The sequence below is a fragment of the Nostoc spongiaeforme FACHB-130 genome (assembly GCF_014698475.1).
Classification (GTDB): domain Bacteria; phylum Cyanobacteriota; class Cyanobacteriia; order Cyanobacteriales; family Nostocaceae; genus Nostoc_B; species Nostoc_B spongiaeforme.
The window spans coordinates 17,296-38,604 of the sequence record NZ_JACJTB010000025.1 but is presented as its reverse complement, the minus strand read 5'-3'; the positions used below and the strand labels follow the sequence as shown (position 1 = coordinate 38,604).

At 37.7% G+C, this 21,309-nt stretch carries 18 protein-coding genes; 9 read left to right on the top strand and 9 right to left on the bottom strand.

Features of this window, described 5'->3' with window-relative positions; all coding sequences use genetic code 11:
- Positions 1 to 23 precede the first annotated feature (23 nt).
- Positions 24 to 509 (bottom strand): MEKHLA domain-containing protein, encoded by a 486-nt coding sequence (locus tag H6G74_RS18235; protein ID WP_190969018.1) that lies wholly within the window; start codon positions 507 to 509, stop codon positions 24 to 26.
- A 140-nt stretch (positions 510 to 649) separates the two neighbouring features.
- On the opposite strand from H6G74_RS18235, the gene H6G74_RS18230 reads away from it, so the two are divergent.
- The 3 genes from H6G74_RS18230 (at position 650) to H6G74_RS18220 (ending at position 5,329) form a co-directional block, all read left to right on the top strand.
- Complete coding sequence (locus tag H6G74_RS18230; RefSeq protein ID WP_190969017.1) at positions 650 to 1,270, top strand: tetratricopeptide repeat protein; 621 nt, start codon at positions 650 to 652, stop codon at positions 1,268 to 1,270.
- A 621-nt stretch (positions 1,271 to 1,891) separates the two neighbouring features.
- Entirely contained in the window at positions 1,892 to 3,250 is a 1,359-nt protein-coding gene (locus H6G74_RS18225) for an AAA-like domain-containing protein (protein WP_190969016.1), read from the top strand.
- A gap of 24 nt (positions 3,251 to 3,274) precedes the next feature.
- Positions 3,275 to 5,329: a carotenoid oxygenase family protein gene (locus H6G74_RS18220; RefSeq protein ID WP_190969015.1), complete on the top strand. Its 2,055-nt coding sequence runs from the start codon at positions 3,275 to 3,277 to the stop codon at positions 5,327 to 5,329.
- A 202-nt stretch (positions 5,330 to 5,531) separates the two neighbouring features.
- Here H6G74_RS18220 and H6G74_RS18215 read toward each other — a convergent pair whose 3' ends face one another.
- From H6G74_RS18215 to H6G74_RS18195, 5 genes are all read right to left on the bottom strand, one after another.
- On the bottom strand, positions 5,532 to 5,978 hold the full coding sequence (locus H6G74_RS18215) for an acyl-CoA thioesterase (RefSeq protein ID WP_190969014.1): 447 nt from the start codon (positions 5,976 to 5,978) through the stop codon (positions 5,532 to 5,534).
- A gap of 84 nt (positions 5,979 to 6,062) precedes the next feature.
- The gene (locus H6G74_RS18210) at positions 6,063 to 7,148 is read right to left on the bottom strand and encodes a T3SS effector HopA1 family protein (RefSeq protein ID WP_190969013.1); all 1,086 of its coding nucleotides are present in this window, start codon (positions 7,146 to 7,148) and stop codon (positions 6,063 to 6,065) included.
- A 43-nt stretch (positions 7,149 to 7,191) separates the two neighbouring features.
- Positions 7,192 to 8,430, bottom strand: coding sequence for a phosphotransferase family protein (locus tag H6G74_RS18205; protein WP_190969012.1), 1,239 nt, complete (start codon positions 8,428 to 8,430; stop codon positions 7,192 to 7,194).
- 996 nt (positions 8,431 to 9,426) lie between these two features.
- On the bottom strand, positions 9,427 to 10,281 hold the full coding sequence (locus tag H6G74_RS18200; protein ID WP_190969011.1) for an Rpn family recombination-promoting nuclease/putative transposase: 855 nt from the start codon (positions 10,279 to 10,281) through the stop codon (positions 9,427 to 9,429).
- Between the two features lie 104 nt (positions 10,282 to 10,385).
- A complete protein-coding gene (locus H6G74_RS18195; protein ID WP_190969010.1) occupies positions 10,386 to 10,703 on the bottom strand; it encodes a TMEM14 family protein in 318 nt (105 codons plus the stop codon).
- An 87-nt stretch (positions 10,704 to 10,790) separates the two neighbouring features.
- On the opposite strand from H6G74_RS18195, the gene H6G74_RS18190 reads away from it, so the two are divergent.
- From H6G74_RS18190 to H6G74_RS18180, 3 genes are all read left to right on the top strand, one after another.
- The gene (locus H6G74_RS18190) at positions 10,791 to 12,155 is read left to right on the top strand and encodes an ATP-binding protein (RefSeq protein ID WP_190969009.1); all 1,365 of its coding nucleotides are present in this window, start codon (positions 10,791 to 10,793) and stop codon (positions 12,153 to 12,155) included.
- 154 nt (positions 12,156 to 12,309) lie between these two features.
- On the top strand, positions 12,310 to 13,581 hold the full coding sequence (locus H6G74_RS18185) for a tellurite resistance TerB C-terminal domain-containing protein (protein WP_190969008.1): 1,272 nt from the start codon (positions 12,310 to 12,312) through the stop codon (positions 13,579 to 13,581).
- A 55-nt stretch (positions 13,582 to 13,636) separates the two neighbouring features.
- The gene (locus H6G74_RS18180) at positions 13,637 to 14,965 is read left to right on the top strand and encodes an ATP-binding protein (RefSeq protein ID WP_190969007.1); all 1,329 of its coding nucleotides are present in this window, start codon (positions 13,637 to 13,639) and stop codon (positions 14,963 to 14,965) included.
- A 24-nt stretch (positions 14,966 to 14,989) separates the two neighbouring features.
- On the opposite strand, the gene H6G74_RS18175 is transcribed toward H6G74_RS18180, so the two are convergent.
- Together H6G74_RS18175 and H6G74_RS18170 are read right to left on the bottom strand one after the other, a co-directional pair.
- The gene (locus H6G74_RS18175; RefSeq protein WP_190969006.1) at positions 14,990 to 16,057 is read right to left on the bottom strand and encodes a WD40 repeat domain-containing protein; all 1,068 of its coding nucleotides are present in this window, start codon (positions 16,055 to 16,057) and stop codon (positions 14,990 to 14,992) included.
- Positions 15,987 to 16,457 (bottom strand): hypothetical protein, encoded by a 471-nt coding sequence (locus tag H6G74_RS18170; protein WP_190969005.1) that lies wholly within the window; start codon positions 16,455 to 16,457, stop codon positions 15,987 to 15,989. Before H6G74_RS18170 ends, H6G74_RS18175 begins: the two co-directional genes overlap by 71 nt.
- Positions 16,458 to 16,761: 304 nt before the next feature.
- On the opposite strand from H6G74_RS18170, the gene H6G74_RS18165 reads away from it, so the two are divergent.
- From H6G74_RS18165 to H6G74_RS18155, 3 genes are all read left to right on the top strand, one after another.
- Positions 16,762 to 17,079 carry a type II toxin-antitoxin system HicB family antitoxin gene (locus tag H6G74_RS18165; RefSeq protein ID WP_242051272.1) on the top strand — a complete coding sequence of 106 codons (318 nt, stop codon included), beginning with the start codon at positions 16,762 to 16,764 and terminating at the stop codon, positions 17,077 to 17,079.
- Between the two features lie 92 nt (positions 17,080 to 17,171).
- Entirely contained in the window at positions 17,172 to 19,358 is a 2,187-nt protein-coding gene (locus H6G74_RS18160) for a DEAD/DEAH box helicase (RefSeq protein WP_190969003.1), read from the top strand.
- A gap of 253 nt (positions 19,359 to 19,611) precedes the next feature.
- On the top strand, positions 19,612 to 19,974 hold the full coding sequence (locus tag H6G74_RS18155; protein ID WP_190969002.1) for a hypothetical protein: 363 nt from the start codon (positions 19,612 to 19,614) through the stop codon (positions 19,972 to 19,974).
- 79 nt (positions 19,975 to 20,053) lie between these two features.
- On the opposite strand, the gene H6G74_RS18150 is transcribed toward H6G74_RS18155, so the two are convergent.
- Positions 20,054 to 21,247 carry a 4-hydroxy-3-methylbut-2-enyl diphosphate reductase gene (locus tag H6G74_RS18150; RefSeq protein ID WP_190969001.1) on the bottom strand — a complete coding sequence of 398 codons (1,194 nt, stop codon included), beginning with the start codon at positions 21,245 to 21,247 and terminating at the stop codon, positions 20,054 to 20,056.
- Positions 21,248 to 21,309 lie beyond the last annotated feature (62 nt).

Here is a 21,309-nt window from a genome sequence, read left to right as displayed (position 1 = left end):
CCTCCCCCAAACCCTTGATTTTTTCACCTATCATCTGCAATAAATGTACATTTAGAGTACACGGCTGCTTGACCACAATATTGATGTTGTTCATCCACTAGATTCCACAGGATGCCATCTTGGATATAAAAACGTTTACCTGTACTGGTAATACGTACACCAGAAAAATAGCAAAAGCCTTTAGTAGTTGCTTCTGATAATAGGCGATCGCGTTCTGCTTGTGCTATCTCTTCAGCAGTTTTGCGAGAGGGCGTTTGGGTAAATTCTTCCCAAGTCAATTCCCATTGTGCTAAAGCCTGACGATTACCGTAATTAAATATTGGATCTGCTTCTGTACCGTGGGAAGCTAAGACAAAAGGTGCTTCAAATAGCGCCTGTGCAGTTTCCTTGGGTGAATCACTCTCATCCAGCAAAGAATTCCCTGTCCAATACTGAAAACTCTTGAGGATGCGTTGACTGTGGTGAATGATGACTTCTTGTTCCCAAGGAAAGGCGATCGCATTGCCCATAAAAAGCGAAAATAAAATCTTCAGAATTTAGTATGTCAAAATTTGCTACCTATTGACTCAAATTTCAGCGCCATAGGGATTGACGATGTATAACTTCTGCTGAAATGATGCAAATTAATGCAAGTTATTTTAACTAATCTATGTTTTTTAGCAATTCTTTAACAAATCAACTTCAACATTGGGATGATTTAATTCGCCGTCAACCAAATAATCCCAAAGCCTATATCCGGCGGGGTATGGTGAAATTTCAATTAGCTAAAATTGCTGAATCTATCCAAGATTTTGACACAGCCGAAAACATTGAACCTCGGCTTAAACCATATCTCTGGCAACGAGGATTATCTTACTATTATGCAGAAAGATTTACTGAAGGCGCTCAACAATTTGAAATTGATTTAACAGTGAATGCTAATGATGTTGAAGAAACTGTGTGGCGCTATTTATGTATAGTTCGTTGGCAAGGTCAGGAAGCAGCACGTAATTCTCTATTACAAGTTAAAAATGACCCCAGAAGAGTTCTGCGATTGATTTATAGTTTATTTGCTGGCGATTGTACACCTAATGAAGTTTTAAAGATTGGTGAATCAGAAGGAATTAAGGGTAAATTTTATAGTCATCTTTATTTAGGATTATTTTATGAATCAGAAAATAATTTGAATTTAGCGCAAGAATATATAGTCAAAGCTGCTAATCAATATCAAATTGATGATTATATGTGGTACTTGGCGCAGGTACATCAAAAACTACGTGGTTGGTTGTAATTTAACTAGTATAGGTCGGCGGAAATAAACAGACCATAAGAAATTGCTAAAAGGCTTGTGGTATCACTATTCTTTCTTTTTCCTTTTGACCTTTTACTTTTGCCTTGTTGTACTAGTGTTATCACCTTTCTGAGTCTGCTGAGATAAAACCTGTAACAAATATATAAAGGGATAGATAACATTCGCTTGTGACGAAGCATCTACCCCCTGATAGCTGCCCAGATGACTAACCTGGAACCCTATAATTTGGTATCTTATTTACCCAGTATCAACTGATGGATAGGAAATGTCATTGGGAGACATACGGATATCTGAGATATTTGTGAAAAAATTGTAAAGATGTTGAATCATGATGCTCAATTATCTGCGGTTGAGCTGTATTAAGTGATTACTCTGTTGATATCCCAATACATTTCGGTTAACATTTTAATCTTTTCAAGATCCACCCAACCCCCATTAAAAAGGGGCGGCTCATAACCTCATTTCACCCTCTTATTAAGGGGTCGTCGTAGGCGGGAGGATCTTAACCGAAAAGTATGGGTTGATATCCTCAAATAAGCGAAAATACAGAACAGAACTTTTAGTTCTTTTTGATTTTGCTGATCAGGCTTGATAATAAACATGTACGCAACTAAAGCTCGACGCAGACGAGGTGTAATTCTAACACCTCAAGGATTAAAGAAACTTCAAACAGCTAAGTCTGAAGCAGAGATCCGAGAAAATAATGGTCATCGGTATACTCTGGAAGTATTGAGCGATCGAACAGGTTTGTCAGTCGATACAATTATGAAAATATTTGCTTGTGAAGTGGGAGTAGACAAGCAAACCTTAAAGCACTGTTTTCAAGCATTCAATTTAGTTTTAGAACAAAGTGATTATTGCTTTCCTGATTTGCCACAGCAAAGTCAAGCCTTCAGCACTAATTTGTCGGTAGCAGAACCAGAACCAGAAATACCAGAAGGACAAGTACCACTTGATTCTCGATTTTACGTAGAACGCCCTCCGATTGAAGCTAATTGTTATAAAGTTATTTTGCAACCAGGAGCGTTAATCCGAATCAAAGCCCCAAGACGGATGGGAAAAACTTCATTGATGTCACGAATTCTTCAGTCTGCAACTAATGAGGGTTATCATACTGTATTTTTAAGTTTTCAACTCGCTGATAAAGCAATATTTCAAGATTTAGATAAATTCTTACGTTGGTTTTGTGCAAGTGTCAGTCTGGGTTTGGAGTTACAAAACCAACTAGCAGACTATTGGGATGAGCTGTTTGGAAGCAAAATTAGCGCCAAAATTTACTTTGAGCAGTATATTCTAGCAAAAACAATTAGCCCAATTGTTCTGGGTTTAGATGATGTCGATCGCTTATTTCAATATCCAGATTTAGCTGATGATTTTTTTGGGTTGTTACGCGCTTGGCATGAAGAAGCGAAAAATCGAGAAATTTGGAAAAAATTACGACTAATTGTAGCCCACGCTACAGAAGTATATATTCCCTTGAGCGTGAATAAGTCACCTTTTAATGTGGGTTTACCAGTTGAGTTACAAAGCCTCAACCAACCACAAGTAAAAGCTTTAGGCGATCGCTATGGTTTGAACTTTTGTGAGCAATCATTAGAAAAACTTTTCGCTTTAGTTGGTGGTCAACCCTACCTTGTGAGATTGGCTTGTTATTATTTATGGCAACACCGTATCAGTGTAGAAGAATTATTATCAACTGCCCTGAGTTCGGATGGTGTTTATCGTGAACATCTGCAACAACAGTGGTGGAATCTCCAACAAAATCCAGAACTAGTGGACGCATTTGCACAGGTGATTAAATCCCCTCAACCAGTGGAATTACATCTACAGCAAGCGTTCAAGTTGCAAAGTATGGGGCTGGTTAATCTCTACGGAAATCAAGCTACACCCAGTTGTAGGTTATATGCTGAATATTTCTGCGATCGCCTGCATTACCAGCCAGAATCAATCGTTTCCTAAAATCATCAGGTGTAATAAATATCTATGTCTACCAGTAATTTCCAAGACTCTCCACCAGTTCCACCATCAATAAGAAATGCTAATCAATATGAATATAACCAACTACCCCTGCAAGTCCTCGAAGGAACTCTCCCAATGGATGTGCAGGGGCATGTTTTTATGGTTACTTCTATAGGAACCGTTAATTCTGGCGGCTTACCCTATCCTGATGGAGATTCTTTATTGTGCGGCGATGGGATGATTTATCGGCTTGATTTTGATACCGAAAATCAAGTGAAATTAACTACGCGCATAGCCAAACCACCTGATTATTACGCTGACAAAGCAACTGATTCTGTCTCCCAGTATCAAAAATATCGTTTTCGCAATCATGGCCTGACCAGATTTTCCTTACCTTTGGGTATTCGTAACCAGCTAAACACAGCTTTTCTCCCGATGAAATTTTCTGAAGATGCACCGGCAAGGTTACTAGTTACCTACGACGCAGGTCGTCCTTATGAAATTGATACTGAAAGTCTCGATGTTGTTACTCCAGTAGGCTCTAATCAAGAGTGGCAATCAGAAGTACAAGGATATAATGCCCCTTTTCAACCATTTTTGAGTACTGCCCATCCTGGTTTTGACCCTTATACCAAAGAGATGTTTACAGTTAACTATGGCAGATCATTATTTAATTTCTTAGACTCAATTGCTGTTATTCATCTAATTGATCAATGGCTACACAATATCTGTAACTTTTGGCGACCGAAACTGCTTAAAAATAGTTTAAATGCTGTATCTCAATCTTTATTATCAATATTTGGCTATCTTTATGGCAATTACTTCAAATGGTTCAATAAATCACCAATAAAAATCAAAGACTTTGTTTCTGTTATGTGTTGGGATGGGGCAACATCTTTAAAACAGTGGCAATTAGTTTTACCTGATAGTTCTCCCGTAAAAATTGAACAAACTATACACCAAATCGGGGTCACGAAAGACTATATCGTGATTATGGATACATCTTTTACGATGGGGGTAGAACAAGTCTTAAATAATCCTTTACCCCATTATAAAAATCTAGAAAATCAACTCAGAAATATATTAGAAGAGCCGCCTTTGCCATACTCGGCAGTTTACATTGTGCCACGGAATCAGTTGCAACCAAATACTAAAACAGTAACAGTCAAAAAAGTTATCTTGCCATTAGAAGCAGCACATTTTTTAGTAGATTACGAAAATCCTGAAGGAAATATTATACTGAATGCCGCTCATATTTCTGGTATGGATGTCTCGGAATGGGTAAGACAATATGATGTTTCTGCTTATCCTCAATATAAACCAGAAGATTTGTGTGGAATGGTACCTGGTCAAGTTGATCTTGGTCGGATGGGACGTTATGTTATTCATGGAGAAAGCGGAAATATTCTCCAGTCACACATTATTTCTGATGCTAAATATACCTGGGGTACAGACCTATATACTTATCCTGACCAAGATTCTCAAGGACAACCTTTAAAACATCTAGATGATATTTATTGGTGTTCTTTTGGGCTATGGAAAGACTTAATGACAAAATTCGTTGTCACTCAGTATCAAAATTACAAAAATCGCCTAATTCCTCTGGAAAAAGTCTTAGACATGGCAAGTAGTGGCGTACCAGCATACTTGTTTAGACTTCATGCTTCATCCACAAAATCACCAGCAATTGTTGATAGCTACGAACTACCACCAGGATATGTAGTGCTTTCGCCTCAGTTTATGCCATATCGTGGTGCGAAAAAACCCACAGATGGTTATATTGTCTGCACAGTTTGGCATGGACAAGAAAATGAATATTGGATTTTTGATGCCAATCATTTATCTAAAGGCCCTGTATGTAGATTATCTAGTCCCCCATCTCAACAGCCACTTCATTTTGCGATGACCTTACATACTGCTTGGCTACCAAAAATTAGCAAACGCCAAGCAAATTATTATCTTGATGTCCGCCAAGATTACCAAGAATTAGTAGCAAAAGCAGCCAAAAAACATCCGAAGATTGAGCAATTATTTGAAGATTATGTTTACCCTAATTTTGAACAAGCGAGTAAACCGTAATCACCTGTAGTAACAGAGACAAGGAGGATGGGATGAAGAGTGCTGAGTTAAAAGTGCTGAGTGCTGAGTTAAAAAGACCACCCACAAGGGGTGGGGCTTTTACCATAGTGCAGAAGTACTTCCTTCCTCTTTCTTCTTACTCAGCACTCAGCACTCAGGACTGAGCATTGTAAACAAGGGAGAGAGATATTGAGGATTACTATCACATTACCTCCCTTGATTTCCTCCTCTCCGCGCCCTCTGCGTCTCGGCGGTTCGTTTCCAACCATTGGATAATTTCTTCAGATAATTCTTGCTTAGTTCTACTATTCATATCAATACAAACATGGCGAGTAATGGCTTTAGCTACTAACACATCAGCAATTGTAATTTCGTAAGCAATTTCAAATTTATCAGCACTTAATTTTTGGGGAATTAAACTAATATTTAACTCATCTCCACAATACATTGGTCGGAAAAAATCGACATTGGCGTGAACAATTGGAAAAGCCACTGAAGGTTTAGTAAAAAAAGCTTTGAGATTCATTCCTGAAGCGTTGAGAGATGCTTCATAAGCTTCATGACAAATGCTCAAAACATTAGCGAAATAAACTACACCCGCCGCATCAGTATCTGCAAAGCGCACAGTACGTTTATAAATAAAAGACATTTTTGTACAATTAAAAATTAAAAAACAAAATAGCAGGCGAATAACCTGCCATATCAAATTATCTCACTGTCATAAAGAGAGTTATCAATTTAAGGGGTAATATATATCTTCAGAACTAGGATTTAAGTACGGGCGTTGTAAGTCAACTGAGTGGAGTGCAAAGTGTTTCTCAATAGAGTTCATTCGTTCTTCTATGGCATCTTTACCTTTTTGCCATACTTCCAGTAAAGCATGAGCGACAATTTGGCAACGATTCATCCCAAAAGTTTCTTGAATGGCGAATTTTTGAATTGGTTCTTCCGCTAAACTTAAGCCTGGGGCTAAAAATTTGGTAAATAAAGGTATTTCTGGCTGAAAATGCGATTGATGTTCTTTATAGACAGCCTGGAGAATTTGGTGAATGGTTGGGTAGTCTTCCCGTTCAAAGTAAAGTAAGCCGGAGTCGTAGCGTCCGTAGGCTCTAGGATTGTAAAGTACTTGAAAGGTAAAAGGAAGAGATGCTTGGTTAAGTTGTTGCGTCAGACTATCCATGAGTGCGATCGCTCCATCTGCCGTAATATTAAAATAAATTCTGCCGGTTCCCAATTCTGCATCTACACTCTGCTGTTCTTGTCCTACATCACTTACCGCCACGTAACAGCCATTTTGCAAATGATTTTTTGGCATCCAAATGGACACTGACTCACCCGGTTTAGCAGATTTGCTGTGAGGTTTGAGATGGCAATCTGGTTCAATATACAATGTCAAACCAGATTTTGTTACCGCCATACTTCCATCAGGTTCCTGACGTAACACTTGCCAACTAGAATCAAAATATCCTTTACCGTGGTTATTCGCGTGCAGTTGGGCGTAAAATTCCCAATCAATACCCAAATGAGAATGGTTCGCTAAATTTTGCTGTGGTAAGCAATGAGGCGTATCAGCATTCACCGCTAACGCATTTTGCAAAGAACCGTTGTAATAAATTCCATAGAGGAAATTACGCAGTAGCAAAGTCAGATATTTTTGCTGTAACGCCGCAGAATTTTGCCGAAATCTTTCTGCTACCTTCGCTGGTAAGGCAAAAGTTTGATACTCAGGATGATGAATGGAAAAGTTAGATTCTATCTGGATATTTTTCGCAATATCAAACAGAGAATTTAACAGAGGGTTGGTAGAGGTGTCTAGCATTTGGAGTGGGGAGATAGGGGAGATGAAGAGAAAGGGCAAATTTTTAACAGCCGCGTAAACGGGTTTTTTCGTAATATAAGGGGATTAATTTTTGTGATTTTTGCGGTTGGGTAAGCTGATGCTGTGTAGCCATCGGTTGGATAATTTCTGCTTGAGTAACACCGAAAACCGTGTGTACAGATTTTTCTGGCATGGTTAGCAAATTCTGTGCTACTTGTAGGGTACACATATCAGTATTACAAAATTGCTGCTGATAGTTAATTTTTGCTTGAATGTGGTGAATCAGTCCTAACCCAGCAAACTGGATGACACGCTCTACAAAGTCTGGGCGGTGTTCTAAAATAGCGGGAAAGGTATTGAGATAAGCTTGAATTAAAGTTAATAATGAAGGTTGAATCGCTTCTAGTGGGATGATTGCTAACTGTAAGGATTCCTCTAATTCCAGTGTGACATCGACAACTAAGCTAGAAAGCCAAATATTTAAATAACTGGCGATTAAAGTACCTAAATCAAATGCTGGATCTCCCCAAGCGCAGGCTTCCCAGTCTATGAGGCGTACTAAGCAGTTGTCTAATTTATCCCAACGGGAATGTAACAAAATATTGTTTAACGTCAAATCGTTGTGAGTTAAACAGCAAGGTTTCCACTCATAAGCTAAATCTGCGATCGCAGATTCTAAACTCTCATCACGCTGATAAACACTATAAAATTGCCATGCTGATTTCGGCACAGCACCAAAAATATCTGGTGTTAGTGATTCTATACCCTGCGCTGGGTTGTAAAAGTTATAGCGATACTGTCCTTGTGGCGCTGTAGCCATAAAATCACGATATTCGCGGCGCTGGAAAGTCGCGCGATGCAAAGCTGCTATTGTTGTACCAATAGCAGTGGCTATCTCTGTAGGAAAGCTATGGTGATGTTGATAAAAGCTACCTAATTCCAGATATTCACTTAAATAATTGCGGACAAGAAGGGAATTTTCCTCATCATAATGTACTACTAATGATGCGATCGCTACAATATTACCTAAAACTGGAAACTGCTTGAGTAATTGATGAAATAGCCATTCATTAAAAAACTCATGCAGGTTTCCCGCATTTTCCTGGCGCTGTTCTTGTTTAATTAGCAGTTGCTGATTATTTCCCAGAGTCACTAGTAAATTGAAATTCTTTTTGCTACTTCCTGGCAACTGAGATAAGTCTAAATTGCCATCTTCTAAGCTACACAACCCTGCTGCGTGCAGATACTGGGTAACATTTTGAGAAGATAATGGTAATAACATATTTGATTTCCTATTTCGTAAAATTGCTGAGATAATCAATTACTTATTTTCAGGATTATTGTTACTTGAGAAATTTAAGTAGATAACTATAAGTATCTAAAAATCAATTATTCTTTCTTCTCCACTAATATCTTATTTCTGATACTTAGAACTGCCAAAATGGCATCAATAACTTTATTTTTGCTTTAAAAATTACCATTGCTTACTATCAAATCTTTAAAATCATAATATATACTAACGGAAATTACTAGCCTTATTTGTTGCAGTGATATTTTCTGATTTAACAAAAAAACAAAAAATCATTTAAATTACTGATTGCCAATTTCTTCTGAATCTAACAACGTTAGAATTATTAAATTCGATAACAGATAAATCGGTAAAAATATTACCATGTATGAATTCTAGCGTTTATTAATACCTGATTACTACATCTCTTTTGAGTGAATTTAAATATCAGCATAAATATTCATTAACACCAAAGACATGATTTATTAGTTGCTTCATTGTCGTGAAGTAAATAAACCTGATGACTAAGGTAACTCATCCATTCACAGCAATAATTTAAGACTTATCTATAAATAACTGTCTCAAGATGGATATTACTGAAATATTAGGATGCAGAAATAATTCAGGAGGTTAATTATTCCTGAAATGAGATTGAAATAATATATGCAGAATTTACCAAAGTGATATGTAAAAATTCACGAGTCAGAATTCAGACATCAGAATATTGTGCTGAATAATTATTTCTGACTTCTGACTCTTGGTTACTGAATTCCTACTTGAATATGAACGCACAAACCCCGGTTGCTGAATGGGTAAGCTCTCGACTGTACCCAAAACTATCAAAATTACATGCAATCTTATTTTTATTTATCACTGCTGAATCAGCAAAACCGGATACTTTGGCAAAAGGATGATGACTTTTTTCCAGCCAAATATTAGTCATTATTTATGACATTCAGCAACAAGCTAAGTTTTTCACAATACTTACTTTTACTTTGAGGCGGCTGCTAACCAAGAGAGTAAATCAGCCATACTGGTAAAATCTAACAATGCTACGCCCAAATTTTCTAATTGTTCTAGGGAGAGAGTTTCCACTTGTTCACGCACATCTTGAGATAATTCTCCCACACGACGAGTTAGTTGACGCAGAACAAGCGATCGCTCTCCTGCGGTTCTTCCTCTTTGTTCTCCTTCTTCTATAATTTCTCGGTAAACTTGTGTTTCCTTGAGTGTAATTCCTAGCATTGCTTCTACCTCTGTGCGGCTGAGTTGCTCAAACTTATACACCATGATTGTTGTGACTAACTCAATTATGGCGCGACTGGTGGTTTCTGGTTGCTCAGTTGCTGAACGCTCTACCAAATATCTGGCTTCGGAGGGTGCAATTTCTTCATCTATCGTTGTCAACACCATCAATGCTACCCAAATTGGTAAAGCACGAATATCACCCAATTCATCCAAATATACCCGATGTAATTGGTCGCTATTGAGCCAGGCTCGATAAGGATAAGTATCACTTTGTTCTATGCTACACGATGGGTAAATAATCACTGCTTGCCAATCACCGAATCTGTCGCGGTTGCGGTAGAAATATAATGCTGATTCAGCAAATACCCGTTCATACAGCCTTTCGTCTTTCTGGAATTGCACTTCGCAAAAATACACTACACCCTGACTGACGCTTTCTGGTGGAAGGAATACGCCATCAATTTCAAATTTGGGTTCTTTGACAGCCACTGAGTCAAATTTATATTCATCTGCATTTGCTGGTGGGTTTGTCAATAGTTCAAATAATAAACTAGGGTATTGTTGGAATAGTTTATAAAAAATTGAGTCTCGTCGCATTTAGACATTCAAATAAATAGATGTTTCCTGATCAAAGTATTTGTAGCGATCGCCACAGCTATACAATAATATAAATGTACTACAACAGGAGACTCATCTATATGTTATTTAACCACCAACTGATGCACCATCAACACCAGCGCCAGCGCCCCTAAAACAATCATTAGTCCCGCAGGCATAAACTTGCGTGTCTTGGCAAACCTCAAAGCAAACACAACCACCAAAACCCCAGCTACACAAGCAGCTAAAGTTAAACCCCAAGGTTGCCCTTGCAAGTGCCAGTAAGCAAACAAAATCAGTAACAAACCACTAACACCACCACTCAAAAGTGAAACCAGACTACGCGCTTGCACGTAGCCAATAATTCCACCAACAATTGCGAAGATACCGTAGGCAAAAGCAGCAATTATACCTAAATTCATTGTTAAAACCTATGTAGATTTTGACTTTACAGCCAAGGTCGGCAGACAATTTACCATAGCTATTTAGCTATCTCACCTAGTTGATTGATGGATATTCCCGCAATGCCAACGGCAAGTACTTCGTCCTATGCCCAGGTGCAATTCCTCCAGCGTCAAGCAGCATCTCTTTTACTTTACCAATCTGTCCTCCAGAGCGAAGCCGCGATCGCCTTTCTGGAACTGTTGCAAGCAATACGTTACACTGATGCCGATGGCAGGAGTTGTCTGCAAGCCTATGGCAATTACTTCCACGCCTTAGCCGCAAGCCGTCAAAATTGGGAAGACCATTTAATTTCCCAAATACTCCTGGCGGAAAATCCCTTTAGCCAACTGGCGCAGCAACAAGACTTCCAGGAATTACCCCCAGCTTTAGTTGCAGCCGCTAAACATGATTTACACATCTTACAAAGTCTTTATGAATGCAGTACAGCATCTCTCAGCGAGTGGGTACAAGCTGTAACTCATTTGCCAGTTTCGCCTGTAGTTTGGTATCAAGAACACAATCATAGCAGCAACCAAACCCTGCATTTGCCAGATTGGGAAAATTGGGCTGATGCGGTGGAAGAATTAGCCGCTTATTATCAAAAATTTGGTGTAGGTTTATTTGCTGAGTATCGCGCCTTGCGTTGGCAAGATGGACAGTTTGTTGGTATTCCTTATCCTGACCCCATTAAGTTAAGTACACTGGTGGGTTATGAATGGCAGCGAGATGCTTTGCTGAAAAATACAGAGTTTTTACTAGCGGGTGAAACAGCATTGCATGTATTACTTTATGGTAGTCGCGGTTCGGGGAAATCTTCTTTAGTCAAATCTTTGTTGAATGAGTATAGCGATCGCAACCTACGTCTACTAGAAGTTGGCAAATCTGATTTACATGATTTACCAAAAATTGTCGAACAGTTACGCGGGTTGCCACAAAAATTTATCATTTTTGTCGATGACCTCTCCTTTGAGGAAGATGACGACGCTTTTAAAGCTCTTAAAGTAGTTTTAGAAGGTAACTTAACAGCACGACCGCAAAATGTAGTTGTCTACGCTACCTCCAACCGCCGCCACCTCATTCGAGAGTATTTCGCTGATAGACCCACCCCCAAGGATAATGAAGAAATCCATGCTTGGGATACGATGCAAGAGAAGTTATCATTTAGCGATCGCTTTGGTCTGACATTAACCTTTGAGCCAGCAAATCAAAATACTTATTTAACAATTATTCGTCATTTAGCGTCGCGAGCCAAAATTAATCTCAGCCCAGAAGATTTAGAATATCAAGCATTACAGTGGGCAACCCGTCATAATGGCCGTTCTGGACGCACAGCACGACAATTTATTGATTTTTTAAAAGCAGATTTATCTCTCTTTGGTACAACTAATAATGAAAGAATACAGAATCCAGAATCCACAAGTCAGAATTGAAGACAGTATAATGACTCATACTTCTCAATTATTAGACTCCCTACCTAGAACAATATTGATTAATCATTCTGCATTCTGAATTCTGACTCCTGAATTCTTACCTCATAAATCTGATCCTCAGCCTCAATCTTAATTACGAATTCACACCAGCAATATGCAAGCAGTAATGGTCAGTAATCGATTTCTTCTAGGTGTAGTTGCCTTTAGTGTAAGTTTTGGGCTTAGTCTGGTTCCTAATTGGAATTTTGGTCAAGCTTTCTTAACAGGCATAATTACTGTCCTTGCTACATATACCGCCGCATTATTTGTCGATAAGCGCCGGAGACATCATGAACTGCTGGTGTTAACGACCTTACGTAAACGCATTAAAGAGCAAGAATCTTTAAAAAATCGCATTTACAGAGAAATCAAACAAATTGAAGAACATCATAACTTGTTATATGCTGAGAACCAAAAACTGCAAAATCAAATTTCCGAATCTCGCAATCAAAGAGATAGTCTGCATCGAGAATTAAGTAATTTTGCCGGACAAAAAAAGCAATTAGAAGCTGAAACTAATAACCTGAAAAATACTATTCAAACACTAGAGCAAACTAATACAGAACTTAGTAACATTTGTGCTAACCTCACAGCCGAAAAACGCCGATTAGAGTTACATAGTAATGTTTCTCATGCTGAAATTGCCCAGTTACAAACTCAACTTCATGAACTACGCCAAGATAAGCAAGAAATTGAGAGTAACTTAACCTTACTAGGTAGACTCAAACCGCAGCTAGAAGAAAAAATGTATGAACTCAGGGTAGAAATTCAAGAGCTAGAAACTGTTGTTAATCAGCAAAATCAATTATTGGCAGATATCACTACAGAAAAGAATAACATCACCAATAGTTTAACTGAATTACATCAGCAAAAAATTAATCACCAATCAGAAATCGACCAGTTAAATAGTCAAATTTTAATCTTACAAGGAGAACGAGATTTATTACAAAGTCAAATTTGGGACTTACTGCAACAAACAGAAACACTGAATTTAGAACCTATACCAATAAATCTCTCCCTAGAAGATGAACCCGAATTATTTCCATTTGCTGATTTAATTGCACCTTCAGAAGATACCAGTGAAGACTTACCAGAAGAATGGACTAATTTGTTAGAAAAATTGCCAGGTCATGAAATTGAAGTATTAAGAGCAATATTACAAGCAGATAACCCCAAAGCAAGCATTAAACAAATTGCCGAAGCTAATATTACCATGCCTAATCTCTTGATTGATTCTATTAACGACCGGGCAAATGATACCATTGGGGAATTAATCATCGAACCAGGAGAAGACACTCCCTCAGTGTATCCAGAACATCAGCACAATGTCCGCAAAATAATTGCTATGTACGAAGACTTGATGAGCAGGCAAGCATCATCAAATTAAATTACTTGTTATCGTAAAATTATTATTGCGCGAAATCTAAAATCTAGTGAAGTACATGGCAAAGCTCAAAATCTCGAAGAAAATTTCCACTGCTTTAATTAATTCCCTGGGTGCGGGAGTAGTACCAAGACTAGGAGTTGAACACATAGCAGTTGGTCGAGAACAAGAACTTAAAAGCCTGATACAAAATCTAGATGACATTGCCGAAGGTGTCGCAGCATTTCGCTTTATTATTGGTAATTATGGTTCCGGTAAAAGCTTTCTCCTGCAAATGATTCGCAACCGTGCAATGGAACAAGGCTTTGTCGTAGCTGATGCTGATTTATCTTATGAACGTCGCCTCGCGGGAAGTAATAATGAAGGTTTGGCGACTTATCGAGAATTAATGAGTCATCTTTCCACCAAAACCCGTCCTGATGGCGGTGCTTTAGTTTCAATTTTAGAAGGTTGGATTAATAAAATCCAACAAGAAGTTGCCAAAGAAACTAATATGCGTCCCAACGACGAAGGTTTTGATGACCAAGTAGAAGCCAAAATTAGAGAAGTTGTGCAGTATATTGAAGACTTAGTTCATGGGTTTGATTTTGGTAATGTGATTATTGCTTATTGGCGTGGTTATCGATTAGATGATGATAATTTAAAAAATGCGGCTTTGCGGTGGTTGCGTGGTGAATTCAGCACCAAAATTGAAGCTAGGTCTGCTTTAGGTGTGCGGGTAATTATTGATGATGAAAGTTGGTACGACTACGTTAAATTGTTAGCTAAATTTGTGGCTGAAATTGGTTATAAAGGTTTATTAGTATTATTAGATGAAGCGGTAAATTTGTACCAAATATCCACCACAGTTACCCGCGAAAAAAACTATAACAGATTGCTGGCAATGTTTAACGATACCATGCAATGCAAAGCTGAACATCTGGGTATTTTTATTGGCGGTACAACCAAATTTTTAGAAGACCAAAACCGGGGACTATTTGCTGACCAAGCTTGGCGCAGACGTACCAAAGAAAGTCGCTTTGCTACTCAAGCGAATGTTCAGGAATTTTTAGGGCCAGTTATTCGGCTAAACCCCTTGAGTGAGGCTGAAATTTTCACCCTTCTACAACGCCTGAAAGAAATTCATGTAACCCACTATGGCTATGATAAAACGTTGAGCGATCGCAACTTACAAGAATTTTTACAAGAAATTGTCAGTCGCTTAGGCGCTGAAGCCTTACTCACCCCCGGCGAAATCATCCGCGACTTTATTAGCGTGCTGAATATCTTACATCAAAATCCGAAAATAGCATTTGGTGAATTAATTCATGGTTCTCAATTCAAACCTACATCTGTTGGTAAAAATGCAGCTATCGATGAAGATGACGCAGCAGAATTTAGTTTGTAATCAAAGATAGAAATATACTAAAAACTAAATTGTTGCTATAGCTGTAGAATTCTTCCAAACCTCAACTGTGTTATTAGATTGTGCATGACCTACTAAAGTTTGTCCGTCAAAGCTAAGTGCGATTGAGCTAAATCTTAGCTCACTTGGAAAAGTATAGATATTTTTACCAGTTTGCACATTCCATACCTGAATTGAGCCATCACTACCACTACTCAATAGCATATTTTCATCAGGACTAAACACAAGACTATTGATGAAATCAAGATGAGAATGAAATTGTATATTCTTCAATTTATCTATTGTTTGAACTTGCTTTCCTGTTGCAATTTCCCAAATTTTTATTCCATCGTAACCACCTCCTGCTAAAGTTTCACCATTAGGACTGATAGCAAGTTTATGAACTCGGATATCGCCTTTATTTTCCATTTCTTTTATTATACTGCCTGTATTCAAATTCCAAATAGTTACATTATTAGTAGTTCCATTTCCTCCAATAAAAATTTTACTATCTGGACTAATGACAAAAGATAAAATACAGTCATATTGACCAGTGCGCTGATAAATTTTTCTACCCTTATGCAAATCCCAGATAATAGTTGTGGGACTTCTTCCACTTCCATGAGTTATTAGTTTTGTCATATCAGGACTAATGACGATACAAATAGCACCTCTGCTTTTTAAAGTGCGAATCTTATGTCCAGTTTCTAAATTCCATATCTGAATTAACCTACCACCACTTACTAAAATTTTAGTATCTGTGGATATAGCAACAGATTCAACTGTGTTTGACAGTCCATGTAGAAGCTCATCAGGTGCAAACATCCAAGTTCTAATTAATTTACCTGTGTTGGTATCCCAGACACTTATTTTTTGGTCATCAGCCCCACCTGTTACTAGAGTATTTCCATCTGTGCTAAGTGCGATCGCATTCTGGCGTTGATTAAATTTTATTGTTAATTGGTGTTTAAAAGCTTCATACATATTAATCATTTTTAATTCGAGCGGACTATTGATAAATACACTACTCATATTTAATATCTTCCCACTCTCCCCATTCATCTTTACACCACCCAAAACTACGCCAACATCCACGACTATTAGATTGTCTTTCAAAAACAAACTCAATGACACTTTCACCTGTTGTAAGACACAGGCGCTTTTTGCTAATAGCATCAAACAAAAATAGCGTCAGGCTAACATGAAAAACATTGTCTCTATTTTCAGTACCAACCATATCACCACCTATGACAGCTAACCAAACTGTAGATAGGGGAGAGTTTTCTGTTTCCATTGTCCACATCCATCGACCAAATGAAGGAGAATGTGGTTTTTTCATATCTAAATTAATTTCTGTATCGCGTTTAAAATTATGACCTATAAACTCCTGAAAATCATCCAATAGAGCATCGATAATTTCATAAAAATCTTCTTTTGTATATGATTCATTCTCTTTACCTAGATTCCAAAGCTTTTGTTCAATATTTAATTTCATATTTGAGTTAACCAAAATAATATGTTTATAATAGCGATATTTGAAAAACTTATATTAATTTAAATAAATTAAATTTTATCCCCTTATTTACTAGTATTAAAACTCTCTAAAATCGAACTAAATAATTATTCTTATCTTCCTTTTTGTTTTTGGCAATTCGTTAAAAAATCAAAAATGAGTTATGATACTATATATATTACTATTGCTCAATAAGCAAGTTAAAAAAATTGATTAAGCAATTTCTCAACCGACCACCAGAGGTCACGTTTGAGGATTTTCGCCTTTTTTAGAGTACTATTTGAATTTGAAGTATTCCATCACACTTTATCCTGACTCTGAAGGAGGATATGTTGCTCAAATTAAAGATTTACCTGGATGTCTCAGCCAAGGTGAAACAATAGAAGAAACGATGGAAAATATTAATGAAGCCAGAGAATTATGGATTGAAACGGCTTATGAAGCTGGAGACGAAATCCCTTTACCTATCACTGATGATAAATACAGTGGTAAGCTACTTCTGAGAATGCCAAAATCTCTACATCGTCGTTTAGCTGAAGCATCTGAACAAGAAAATGTCAGTTTAAATCAGTATATTCTGTTTTTATTAAGTGCATCAGTTTAACACTTGGTTCAATATCTAATATTTCTCCTAATTTCACCAGAGTGGGTGTTATGTGCTAAAAGATAGTATTATTTTCAGCCTGAACACTCACCATGACTAATGCCTTTAACCGACTTGCACCCTTTATTCAAGAATATATCTACCATCACAATTGGACTGAATTACGACCAGTGCAAATTGCTGCTTGTGAAGTGATTTTTGACACTGATGCTCACTTATTGGTAGCGGCAGCCACGGCGGCGGGAAAAACAGAAGCAGCATTTCTACCAGTTTTAACTGTATTACATAATCACCCTACTAATACAATAGGTGCATTATATATTGGCCCGATTAAAGCTTTAATTAATGACCAATTTGAACGCCTCAATGGCTTACTTAAAACAGCCGATATTCCTGTTTATCATTGGCATGGTGATGTGGCGCAAAGCCGCAAAAATCAGCTTTTAAAAAATCCCCAAGGCATTCTTCAAATTACGCCAGAATCTTTGGAGAGTTTATTAATAAATAAACATCATGATTTAGTGCGCTTATTTGGAGATTTAAAATTTGTCATTATTGATGAAATTCATGCTTTTATGGGTTCGGAACGCGGTTGTCAGATTATTTGTCAATTGCAGCGTTTAGCTAATGCAATTCAATCACAACCCCGACGCATTGGTCTATCAGCTACCCTTGGCGATTATTCAATGGCGGAAGAATGGCTACGTTCGGGAACTGATAAACAAGTCATTACTCCTAAAATTGAAGCTGGTAAACGTCAAATTAAACTGGCTGTTGAACATTTTTATCTTCGTGATGATATTAATTCCTCAGAAATATATGATAATTATCTTTTTAACCTCAGCCAAAATAAAAAATGTCTGATATTTGCAAATAACCGTACTCAAACTGAATCTGTAATTGCTTCCTTACGACAAATTGCACAAGCACAAGCACAACCAGATATTTATCATGTCCATCACGGGAGTATCTCGGCGAGTTTGCGCCAAGCTGCGGAAAAAGCTATGCAAGAACCCCATCATCCTGCTGTGACTGCGGCTACACTCACTTTAGAATTAGGTATAGATATCGGTAATTTAGAGCGAGTTATTCAGTTAGAATCACCTTTATCTGTGGCTAGTTTTTTACAAAGATTGGGACGTGTTGGTAGAAGAGGTGCAACTGCGGATATGCGATTTGTTTGTGCTGAAGATGAACCATTATCGGAAGCATATCTTCCTGAGCAAATTCCCTGGCAACTTTTACAGTGTATTGCTATTATTCAACTTTATTTAGAAGAACGTTGGATTGAGCCAATAAAGCCACCGAAATATCCTTTGAGTTTGCTTTATCATCAGACAATGAGTATTTTATTAGCGGCGGGAGAATTATCCCCGGCGAGTTTAGCTAAACAAGTTTTAAATATGCCACCTTTTGCGGCGATTTCTCCAGCAGATTTTAAACTATTGTTACGTTATTTAATTGATATTGGTCATATTCAACAAACTGAGCAGGGTAAATTAATTATCGGTTTGTCTGGGGAAAAGATAGTCGGGAGATTTCAATTTTATGCTGTATTTGCTGATAATCAAGAATATACCGTAAAGCAAAGTACAACAGAAATTGGTAGTATTGTGACACCGCCACCTGTGGGGAATCAATTTGGTTTAGCTGGTCGCACTTGGGAAGTTGTAGAAGTTGATTTTAAAAGAAAAGTGGTTTTAGCTAAACAGGTAGATGGTAAAGCTACTGTTTATTGGCGTGGTGGTGGCGGTAGTATTCATACTAAAATTTTACAACGAATGCGACAGGTTTTAATAGAAGATGTTGAATATAGCTATTTACAAAAAAATGCTCAACAACGCCTAAAAACAGTTAGAGAATTATTTCAGTCTGCTGGATTAGCGAAATCTTATATATTGCCATTAGATAAAAATAAATGTTGTATTTTCCCTTGGATGGGAACAGTAGCTTATCGCACTTTAGAAAGATTGCTGAATGCTTTTTGTCGAGAATCTTTAGAAATTAGTAGTATGGGGGGGATGAATCCTTATTATATGATTTTGAAATTAGGTAAAGGTAAGGTGAAATATCTGCAATCAGAAATTGCTTCTTTGTGTGAGCAAAGAATTTCCGCCGAAGATTTAATCAGTACAGCCGAAGCTCCAGAAATGCAAAAATATGATGAATTTATTCCCCATGCTTTATTACGCAAAGCTTTCGCTTATGATTATTTAGATATAGAAGAACTCAGACAGCAAGTTGCTCTTTGGAAAGTTACGGAATGCGATCGCACTTAAGATAGATGTTTTTTAAATCAACCGATTCAGATGTCGGACTGTAAAACATTAAATATGCTCTTTTAGCCATAAATCAAGCTCTGACTTCTGCTAGAGGAATCTTTACCTTTGTTACAGATAGTCTTGATATGTCTTGGATAAAGTTGATTGGTTCCAAAATAGGTTAGATTTTAGCTCAATTTCATCACTAACTTATATTTAAAGTCAGCCAATTAACTCCAAAAACCTCAAGATAATGGAGTACATTCCGGTCATGATCAATTTAATTTCTCAGGCATTTTCTCGCATTAATTCCCTGTTAAATCAATTTCAAGTAAAGCGGTTTGTCGCTGTAGTGCTAGTAGGATTTTTAGTCCTGACAACCAACGCTAATATTGAGCGTGGTAACACCAAAGCTGTAACTAGAGAGCTTGATAGAGTTGTACATCAGGATAAGGCTGATAGACCAAAAACTACTGGTGAATGGAACAGAGAAGCTCGTCAAACCGAAGATGAGCCTGGTAAACGCACTCAAAGAATTGCGAAAGAATCAGCAGAAGCGGTTAAACAATGGGGTTCAGTTTATCCCGATACAGCTAAACGCAGCGCCAATAGTGTAGATGAAAATACAAGATAGGTATTGAAGAAGGGTGTAGGTGTTTAAAACCCTTACACCCTTCTTCAATAGAGAATTTTTGTGCGTAAATCCAAAAATTTTAAGCTTTGAGGCTAAAAATCTTTTCAATTACATCTTCGACAACTTTATCGGGGGTGGATGCGCCAGAAGTCACACCGACGACGATTTTACCTGCTGGTAGCCAATTTTCGGCGATCGCTAATTCTCCATTTAACTGGCGATGTTCAAGAGCGTCACCAGATTTAATCCGTTCTACGGAATCAATATGGTAAGAAGGAATACCCTTCTCAAAGGCAATTTGTTGCAATTGCGTAGTATTTGATGAGTTAAACCCGCCAATTACCACCATTAAATCTAATTCATGTTGTACTAATTCCAACATGGCATCTTGTCGTTCTTGGGTAGCATCACAGATGGTATTAAAGCTTTGAAAATGATCATTTAACTGGTCGGGGCCATATTTCTGCATCATTGTCCGTTCAAACAGCTTACCAAGCTGCTCGGTTTCCCCTTTTAACATAGTAGTTTGGTTAGCAATCCCCACACGTTCTAAATCTTGATCTGGGTCAAAACCAGCAGAACAAGCTTTAGCAAATTTTTGCAAAAATTCTTCTCGATTACCACCATTTAAAATGTAGTCAGCAACATATTGTGCTTCTTTTAAATTTAGAACAATTAAATATTTGCCAGCAAAGGAACTAGTTGCAACTGTTTCTTCATGTTTATATTTACCGTGAATAATTGAGGTGTAATCGATTTTTTTATGCTTTTCCACGGTATTCCAAACTTTAGATACCCAAGGACAAGTTGTATCAACTATTTTGCAGCCTTTATCGTGTAATATCTGCATTTCTTGAACGCTGGCTCCAAATGCAGGTAGGATAACTACATCGTTGTTGTCCACCACCGAAAAGTCTTTTTTGCCTGTTTCTACAGGAATGAATTTGACTTCCATTTCCTGCATTCGCTGATTCACAGAAGGATTATGGATAATTTCGTTAGTAATCCATATACGTTCGGTGGGGAAGTGCTGACGAGTTTCGTAAGCCATTGCAACAGCGCGTTCTACACCCCAGCAAAACCCAAAAGCTTGGGCTAACCGGATGGTAACATCACCCCGTTGCAGACTGTAATTGCGATCGCGGATTTCTTGAATCAAACTGCTGTGATACTCAGATTGCAACTGGGTTGTGACTTCGGCTTGATGGCCAAACCCCTTGCGATTGTAATTTTCTGAATGTTGGAGTGAACGTTTAAAAGCTTTTGTATCCATGTTTAACTCTGTGGTGTCTCCTCCTTCTGATTTTCGCGCGTGAAGACCAAATTTAGAAGTGT